This is a genomic window from Serratia sp. MMO-28, assembly GCF_037199905.1.
In the GTDB taxonomy this organism is placed as follows: Bacteria; Pseudomonadota; Gammaproteobacteria; order Enterobacterales; family Enterobacteriaceae; genus Chania; species Chania oryzae.
In genome coordinates this window covers 223,143-231,506 of record NZ_JBBCVB010000006.1, presented here as the reverse complement: position 1 = coordinate 231,506, position 8,364 = coordinate 223,143, and the positions used below count along the sequence as shown (strand labels likewise).

Below are 8,364 nucleotides of genomic sequence, written 5' to 3'. Positions count from 1 at the left end.
AATACCCAGCGACACTTCATTGGGCACGATCTGCTGATCGAGGATCCACTTTCTGGCTTCAGGCAGTGCCAGCGTTTCTGCCAGCAGATTATGCATTTCGACCACATCCACGCCGTGTTCGCGCATCTTGGTCATAAAGTCAAAATGGTCACGCTTGGCGCGCTCAACCCATAGCACATCATCAAACAGCAGTTCATCACAATTGCTTGGCGTCAGCCGGTTGTGCGCCTTACCCGGCGCACACACCATCACTTTATGTAATTTCCCTACTTCTGAATGTACACCAAACTTAGCCTGTGTCTTTTTTTTAGTCGACATAATGACTTGCCTCAATCAGATAGTAATAACGCCTGTTGCAATGCTGTAGATTGCAACCACTGCGGCGACCATAACGATAATGAAGAGCCCCATTTCAGCCGGTGTGAACACTTTTGCCTGCTGTTCACGTTTGGCCGTAATGTACAACAGTGTGCCTGGGCCATAGATAATGGCCGACAGCAACAGATATTTCATCCCTCCGGCATACAGCATTAACAGTGAGTAGAACGTGGCGATCAGCGCAATAATCAGGTCTTTCTTGAGATCGGTTTTATCTTTTTCGTAGGTTTCCCCGATCCAGGCCAGCTTCAACCCGTATGCCCCAACCAGCAGGTAAGGGATCAGGGTCAGCGAACTGGTCAGTTCAAGCGCCAATTGGAAGGCATACTGGCTGAATAGGGTCAGGATAAGGAACACCTGAATGGTGATGTTGGTTAACCAGACCGCGGAAGAAGGGACCGCGTTACTGTTTTCTGTACCAAACACCTTTGGCATGCTTTTGCTTTTTGCGGCGGAGAACAGCACTTCTGCCGCCAGCAGTGACCAGGAAAGATAGGCACCCAGCACGGAAACAATCAGACCGACGCTGATGAAGATTGCCCCCCAGCGGCCGACAATGGCTTCCAGTACACCGGCCATGGAAGGTTGACGCAACGCAGCCAAATCAGGGCGTAACATCACGCCGTAAGACAGCATGGTGATCAGCACCAGCAGGCACAGTACGCCGATAAACCCCATCACCGTTGCAATGCCGACGTGTTTGCGTTCTTTAGCATAACGGGAGTAGACACTGGCCCCTTCAATACCCAGGAAGACAAACACCGTGACCAGCATGGTGCTGCGTACCTGGCTGAACAGGGACTCTGGCTCCACCGTTGGTACAGTCGCCATCGCTGCATGACCAACAAGACCGTAGTCGTTGAGTAGTGACAAATCCCCCGAGTTGACTAAGTCTGGACTCTGCGGGGATCCCCAGAAGTTGAGTGCAAAGACATCGCCCTTAAAGGCAAAAATCAACACGATAACGAAGAGGATGATCGGCAGAATTTTGGCGATAGTGGCAATGGTATTGATGGTCGCCGCGCTTTTAACGCCACGTAATACCAGAATATGGAAGGCCCACAGAATAACGGAGGCGACTAATACCGCCGGGATAGTATTGCCATCACCGAATAGTGGGAAGAATGCCCCCAGGGTTGATTTGATCAGCACAAAGTAGGAGACGTTACCAATACAGGTACCTGCCCAAAACCCAAGCGCTGAAGCAAAGCCGAGATAATCACCAAATCCTTCTTTGGCATAAATAAATACGCCAGAGTCCAGGTCTGGCTTACGTTGAGCCAGGGTTTGGAAAACAAAGGCCAGCATTAACATACCACCACCCGCAATACACCAGGCGATGATGGCACCAAACCCACCCGTTGCGCGCCCGAAGGTTGCCGGCAAAGAAAATATCCCGGCACCTATCATGGATCCCACCACCAACGCGGTAAGAGACCATAGGGACAGTTTATTCGTTGATGAACTCGTCATAGTTTTCCTTACTGAGTTGATACTACGTCAATTCAGTGATGTGTTATGAAATACCCTGCTATAGACAGCAGTGCAGAAAGACACCCCAATTGAAATACACAAACGCATTTCGTATATGGAATATTCCTGGGTGATATTCTCAGTATGGTTTCAGGCTTTTTTAGCTATATGACACACTCCAGCTCCTCTGATGATTTGTTGCATGGCTTTTATCATCCATTTAAATGCCAACATTTTGTGATAATCCGCTATGGCAGTCGGTCATTGGTACATTTCATCCTTGATGAACTGCCTTTGACGTACCCTTTTCCTTGTCAGAAGCTGAACCGAGTTATCCTCCAACTCGTAGCATGAGTTGTGGTACTGCTTTCGTTAGGTGGTAAATGTATCAGAATTTCTTTTTGGTACAGGTATATAGCAGAGCAACCAATGTTCCAGTTGTTCAGCAGGCATCGGAGGCGCAAACAGAAAACCCTGCTTCTCATCAACGCCTGCGCAGTCGAGAAACTGGCTCTCACTTTCGGTTTCAATGCCTTCGGCAATGACCCGAAATTGCAATGTTTTGGCGATAGTCACGATAACCTGTACCAAGGCTTGTGTTTTGGGTTGCTGAACCACGCCGTGTACAAAGCTCTTATCCAGCTTGATGGCATCTAGAGGGAGTCGTATCAATTGGGAGAGAGACGAGTAACCTGTACCGAAGTCGTCCAGATGTATCCGTGCACCAAGTGCTCGCAGTTGTGTAATCACTTCGCAAGCGTGCTCTTCATTTTCGAGCATATAGCTTTCTGTCAGTTCAAAATCCAGTGGGCAATGTGTGAGCTGATTTTCTTCCAGTACTTCGAGAAGGTCGCTAATAACGCAATTATCCACCAACTGCTGGCCAGAGAGATTCACCGCGACACGCAGGTCAATTCCACGGCGTTGCCAGTGAGCTACCTGTCTGGCAACCGTTTGTAGTACCCAACGTCCTAACGGGATAATCAGTCCAGACTCTTCAGCATAAGGAATAAATTGCAATGGCGAGATCAGGCCACGCTCAGGTGAGTTCCAACGTACCAGTGATTCTACGCTGTATACATTGCCAGTTTGACTACAGACCTTAGGTTGGTAGTAAATCACCAGTTGATTCTGGGCCAGCCCTTTGCGCAGGTTGGTGTCCAGCCACATATCTTCAGCAACACTTTGGTTCATTGTCGGTGAAAAAATGCTGAATCTGTGTTTCCCGTGCTTTTTAGCGCTATACATGGCGGTATCTGCATGACGCATCAGGCTGTCGAGATCACCGCTTTGTTCTGAACACAGGGAAATACCGATAGAACAACTGATGTAAATTTCAATCTGGTTGATCTTAAAGGGGGAGGCCAAGCGGTTAATAATCCTCTGTGCGATTTTTTGCAACAGGGGGGGCGTAGCTTGGTAGACCAAAATCAGAAATTCATCGCCTCCGGGGCGAGCCAGCATTTCACCATTGTTGAGGCAATTGCGGAGAGTGTGTGAGACCTCCGCCAATAGGCGATCGCCGAATAGGTGCCCGTAGGCACAGTTCACTTTTTTGAAGTTATCAAGGTTGATATACAAGAGTCCAATATCGCTGTCATGGTACTTCAAGATAGCCTCACTAATCGACTTCTGAATCGTGTGGCGATTTGGTTGGTCTGTGATGAGATCCTGATTAATCAGTGTGGATGGGGTTTCCTGAGCAAGCCTGTCTTTAATAATGAGAGATCCGACAGCAGTCATTGGCTTCTTGTTGCTCCATTCTTTGCCGTTGGGCACGATTTTATGATTCTTAACCTGTTGAAAAACATATTTATCCGCCACGTTCAATTCCCTCAACCTTGAGTGTTTTTCGCTAAGGTGATTAAAATTCGGTGTACCTACATGCTTAGTAGATGTCGTAATCAAGCATTATTTGGATACAACATTTTCAGTTAGTGATCTGCTCTAGAATGGCTTGTGTATTACTATTCGAGTATACAAATTATCTAAGGCATTGTTACTGGCTACTATTATTCAATAAGTGTCTCGGATACCCGTGTGAGCGTTATATGAAACAACTCACAACATGATATCTTTCCCCTATTCAGGGTTTTATAAAGTAATGTACGAAATGGAGTGTAGCAGTCTTTTTTTTATGTGCCAGTAAACCTGTGCAGGATTTTTAATATCTTTCCTCCATTTTTTTCTCATCGCACCCTTTCTTTTTCGTATTTTTCACCTGGTGATTAGTACTGGTCCTAGCGAAATTTCCAATTGAGAGGTGCTATATTCCTGCATCGTTGCTCTTTATTGTCTTAAAGGTGCTTACTACGGCATGAATCACCTATTTTACTTAATGCTTCACTTCCAGATGCTCATGATTTTTAGATTTTCTAATGAATCTTGCTTCTGCGCGCCTTGCATTTTGTTGCGAAAGTTTTAAAAAAAAGATCGAAATATTTTTTTTACAGGGATTTTTCTTATGATTCGAAACCTTACACATACACTTTGTAAGGCTTTTATTTATTCTTATTTTTCAATCAATTAATTTAAATTAATTGATTTTTTTGTTTTTTTGTTTAAATAAAAAAATTTGTCAATACAGATTATTGGAAATGTTGATCGTTATTAGTGATCAAAAAATTAATTGTGATAGATAAAAGCTATCAAATAGTTATAAATCGATCGAAATAAACGTTTTAACTTTTTTTTGTCATTAGTCTATTATTGTGAAAGTAAGTTAATGCTTCTGTGGTTGTATAACAGCAAAAACACTAATCATTCACTATGGCAAATGAGGTGCTTTTGGTGTGCTTTTAATTTGCCTAATATTACTATCCTTACGGTTGTAATATGCGACTTATTACTGCGTTAACTAATGTTGGTTAAATTAACCTGCATAGCTACAGTTGTGGATAAAACATTATGTAATAAAGTAAATAGACCTCAATTTTTGAGGTCGGTTTACCTGTGTGGCTTATTTAGTCATGCCTCTGCTCCGGAAATCCGGAAATATCATACTATGTAACTTTATAAGGATGTACAATGCGCAAGTCTCTATTAACTCTGACCCCAGCAGCTCTGTTACTTTTGACAGCAGTAAATGGCGCCCAGGCGGCTTCCAACGCCCAGATCACCATTACCGGTACTGTCGTTGCTGCCACCTGTGATGTCAGTCTGTCCACCAACAATCTGGATCTGGGTAACTATACGCCGAGCCAGTTTACCGGTGTGGCCACGCCCGTTCCGGCTAGTCAGCATCCATTCACCGTGGGCCTGAGCAACTGTGAGTCTCCGGTAGCAGCGGGCGACACCGCCAGCCTGGTGGTGACCGGCCAGACCCTGGGTGGTAACCCGAACATGTTCAACAACACCGGCACCAACACCGGCGTGATGTTGCGTGAGGCTTCTGCACCTGCGGGGACCTATATCTCCAGCGGCGAAAAACTGACGGTAGCGACGGCAGGAGCCACGCCGTCAGCCGCTGATTTCAATGGTCGGACGCTGAGCCTGACGGCCGGCCTGGCATCTACAGCCTCTTCGGGGGCCGATATCGGCGCGGTCAATGCCCCGATCCTGTTCAGCTTTGCCTACAACTGATTGTCTGCTTTGTCAGGTGGGCTTCGGCCTACCTTTTTCCAAGAGTCATCCGATGTTCAGGAGCTGTGACATGCCCCGCATTCTCGTGCTGTTATCGATGTTGTCTTCCCTGGTCACGTTTTCTGTCGTTGCCCAGCCTGGTGGCTTTGGCATCAACGCCACCAGGCTGATTTACCTGCAGGGAGCCGACAGCATCAGCGTGACCGTGCGCAATACCCTCGCCAGTCAGCCCTATCTGGTACAGGCCCGTGTGAGTGCGTCGCAGGAGGGCTACAGCCCGGCGCCGTTCATGGTTCGTCCGTCTCTGTTTCGTCTGGAGCCGAACAGCGTCAACCAGGTGCGTATTGTCGCCCAGGGCGCGAGCCTGCCAGCCGACCGTGAGTCGGTCTTCTATTTTCATGCCAGTGCCATCCCGGCTAGTGCGACACCGCAGTCCGGCAGTCAGCGGGCGGGGGTGCATGGCACTGCTCAGTTTGGCGTCGGCAATATTATCAAGCTGTTTTATCGTCCGGCCTCGTTGCCTTCGTCGTCACGAGCGGCACAGCAGGGCCTACAGTTTACCCGTGTCAGTGGCGGGCTTCAGGTCAGCAACCCGTCGCCGTATTTTGTCAGCTTTGCCCGTGTTCAGGTCGGTGGGCAGGTGCTGAAGCTGGATACGCCGGCCGCCTTGATGCTGGCGCCTTTTGGTAGCCATACTTTCCCTATGTCGACAGTGGCTGGCCAGTTACGCTGGCAGACCATCAACGATGAAGGGGGCGTGAATGCGTTTACTCAATCCCTGCCGTAATACCGTTCTGTTGCTGGGCGCTCTGGTCCTAGGATGCAGTGTCACCCTGCCGGTATGGGCAGTGACGCTCAACTTCTCTGCCCTGTTAATGCCGGGTACCTGCACCTTTAGTCTCGACAGAAGTACGCTGGTGCTTGGGGCCATCATTCAACAGCAGCTTAAACCCGCGACGCTGGTCGCCGCCCAGCCCTTTACGCTGCGAGTACAGGACTGCAGTGGCACGAATGCGGCCTTGACGCCGGTGGTCAGCATCACCGGAGATGGGGTGACACAGGACGGCCGCTGGCTGTTCCGTACCGCGGACTCTGAGGCGACCGGTGTCGGGGTGATGCTGGTTAAAACGGACACCCAACCGTCCTACAGTGCGACTGAAATTAAGAATAATGATTATATCACCCTGGCGGCGCAGGGCGTCAATCCGGTTGACCAGAGCTTGGCATTTTATGCCGGAATGACCTGTGGTAGCACGGGGTGTGGCAGTGTGCAGGTCGGGGGGGTGACTGCCCGCGTCACGTTCAGTCTGGCCTATCGCTGAGGCAAAACCATGTGTACGTTTCTTTTCAGCCCGTGCGGTGTGTTCGCGGTGGTGGTCGGTGGCCTGCTGCTTGCTACCGAGGTCACACTGGCCGCACCGTTGCCCGGCAGTCCAGGTGGCATCAGCCTGAGCCAGACCCGGGTGGTGTTTGTGTCCACCGACAAGGCGCAGACCTTGGCGGTAAAAAATACCGACAGCCGGGCTTACCTTATACAGAGCCGGGTACAGGTGGCACCGGGCGAGACGACGGCGGCATCGTTTGTGGTGACGCCGCCACTGTTTACCCTGCAGCCGGACAGCCGTCAGTTGTTGCGTATCGTGGCACAGGGCGATGAACGTCCCGAAGACCGTGAGTCGGTGTATTACCTGTCGGTGCTGGCCATTCCTGCACGGGAAGGGAAAGACACCTCGCCCGTGCAGGTGTCGATGGGCATGCGGTTTGTCATCAAGCTGTTTTATCGCCCGGCAGGGTTGCAGGAGGGCGTGGAAACGACGGCCTGCCGGTTGCGGTTCATGCTGGCACCCGGTTGGCTCCGGGTGGAGAATCCGACGCCCTATTTTCAGACGCTGGGCCACCTGACGTTCAACGGCACGCCGGTCAATCTGGATGCGTTTCCGTCGATGCTGGCCCCTTTCGGGAGTGGGCACTATCCGATCAGGGGCGCGTCAGGGCAGGTCGACTGGCAGATTGTCACCGACTACGGCGGATTGTCTGCCAGTTGCCGACAGGCCGTTCCATCTACACAGGAAACATCATGACTCTGTTACCTCGTTTGTTCTCCCCCTTGCGCGCCTGTCTCCGGGGCGCGGTTCCGTTGCTGACCATGTTCCTGTTGACAGGTGTACAGGCCGCTCCTGTGGCAACCGAAAAGGCGACCACGTCCGGCAATACCCAACCGAAGGGGATTTCCTTTTATGTCCTGCGGGTGATTTATCCCGAAGGCGAGAAGAAGGGTGTCACCCTGACCGCCTATAACAAGACCGACCGGCCTTACCTGATGCAGTCGCGTATACGTCCTGTGGACTCGGTGACCGGCAACGTAGACATGAGCGATAAAGGAGAGGCTGCGCAGTCAATGCCTTTCATCGTCACGCCACCGCTGGCCCGTCTTGAAGCCAATGGGGAACTGACCCTGCGCATCCGGCGCAGTAGTGAAGCACTGCCCTTGGACCGGGAGTCGGTGTTCTTTGTTTCCATGAAGGCCATTCCACCACAGGCCCCGGAAGCGCACGGTGGGGATACGCAGCAGATGGTGCTGACGGTGGTCAGTAACCTCAAGGTGTTCTATCGCCCGGAAGGGCTGAACAAGCGCGCTCTGGTCGACACCGATGTAGCGTCGAAGCTGCGTTTTCGTCGCGAGGGAAACCGCCTTATTGCCGACAACCCGACACCCTACTGGCTGACGTTCTCCCGGCTGACGGTAGGGAGGACATCCCTGGACAAGGCGCAACTGCGCCTGATGGTACCCCCCTTCGGGAAGCAGACTTATTCCCTTCCGGCGGCAGCAACAGGGAGTGTGACGTGGCAACTGATTGATGAGGATGGCTGGGATACCCCCATCCAACAGCGTTCACTGTAGTTTTTCCCAGTGTGACAAACATATGTCGC

At 50.7% G+C, this 8,364-nt stretch carries 8 protein-coding genes; 5 read left to right on the top strand and 3 right to left on the bottom strand.

What is annotated here, in order from left to right; all coding sequences use genetic code 11:
• From WG891_RS07685 to WG891_RS07675, 3 genes are all read right to left on the bottom strand, one after another.
• Positions 1-318, bottom strand: a 318-nt coding sequence (locus tag WG891_RS07685; RefSeq protein ID WP_337265089.1) for an arginine deiminase family protein, incomplete at its 3' end; no start/stop codon positions are given.
• Positions 319-333: 15 nt separating this feature from the next.
• Entirely contained in the window at positions 334-1,851 is a 1,518-nt protein-coding gene (locus WG891_RS07680) for an amino acid permease (protein WP_337274579.1), read from the bottom strand.
• Between the two features lie 372 nt (positions 1,852-2,223).
• The gene (locus WG891_RS07675; protein ID WP_337262278.1) at positions 2,224-3,675 is read right to left on the bottom strand and encodes an EAL domain-containing protein; all 1,452 of its coding nucleotides are present in this window, start codon (positions 3,673-3,675) and stop codon (positions 2,224-2,226) included.
• Positions 3,676-4,878: 1,203 nt separating this feature from the next.
• On the opposite strand from WG891_RS07675, the gene WG891_RS07670 reads away from it, so the two are divergent.
• From WG891_RS07670 to WG891_RS07650, 5 genes are all read left to right on the top strand, one after another.
• Positions 4,879-5,433 (top strand): fimbrial protein, encoded by a 555-nt coding sequence (locus WG891_RS07670; protein WP_337262277.1) that lies wholly within the window; start codon positions 4,879-4,881, stop codon positions 5,431-5,433.
• A 70-nt stretch (positions 5,434-5,503) separates the two neighbouring features.
• The gene (locus WG891_RS07665; RefSeq protein ID WP_337262276.1) at positions 5,504-6,220 is read left to right on the top strand and encodes a fimbrial biogenesis chaperone; all 717 of its coding nucleotides are present in this window, start codon (positions 5,504-5,506) and stop codon (positions 6,218-6,220) included.
• Positions 6,195-6,755 carry a fimbrial protein gene (locus WG891_RS07660; RefSeq protein ID WP_337262275.1) on the top strand — a complete coding sequence of 187 codons (561 nt, stop codon included), beginning with the start codon at positions 6,195-6,197 and terminating at the stop codon, positions 6,753-6,755. The genes WG891_RS07665 and WG891_RS07660 overlap by 26 nt, the downstream gene beginning before the upstream one ends.
• Positions 6,756-6,764: 9 nt before the next feature.
• Complete coding sequence (locus tag WG891_RS07655) at positions 6,765-7,514, top strand: fimbrial biogenesis chaperone (protein WP_337262274.1); 750 nt, start codon at positions 6,765-6,767, stop codon at positions 7,512-7,514.
• Positions 7,511-8,335: a fimbrial biogenesis chaperone gene (locus WG891_RS07650; protein ID WP_337262273.1), complete on the top strand. Its 825-nt coding sequence runs from the start codon at positions 7,511-7,513 to the stop codon at positions 8,333-8,335. Before WG891_RS07655 ends, WG891_RS07650 begins: the two co-directional genes overlap by 4 nt.
• The last annotated feature ends 29 nt before the right edge of the window (positions 8,336-8,364 follow it).

Excerpts from the sequence above, each read along its gene's own strand:
- WG891_RS07680 (WP_337274579.1), bottom strand. The coding sequence starts at position 1,851 with ATGACGAGTTCATCAACGAATAAACTGTCCCTATGGTCTCTTACCGCG.
- WG891_RS07670 (WP_337262277.1), top strand. The coding sequence starts at position 4,879 with ATGCGCAAGTCTCTATTAACTCTGACCCCAGCAGCTCTGTTACTTTTG.
- WG891_RS07665 (WP_337262276.1), top strand. The coding sequence starts at position 5,504 with ATGCCCCGCATTCTCGTGCTGTTATCGATGTTGTCTTCCCTGGTCACG.
- WG891_RS07660 (WP_337262275.1), top strand. The coding sequence starts at position 6,195 with ATGCGTTTACTCAATCCCTGCCGTAATACCGTTCTGTTGCTGGGCGCT.
- WG891_RS07655 (WP_337262274.1), top strand. The coding sequence starts at position 6,765 with ATGTGTACGTTTCTTTTCAGCCCGTGCGGTGTGTTCGCGGTGGTGGTC.
- WG891_RS07650 (WP_337262273.1), top strand. The coding sequence starts at position 7,511 with ATGACTCTGTTACCTCGTTTGTTCTCCCCCTTGCGCGCCTGTCTCCGG.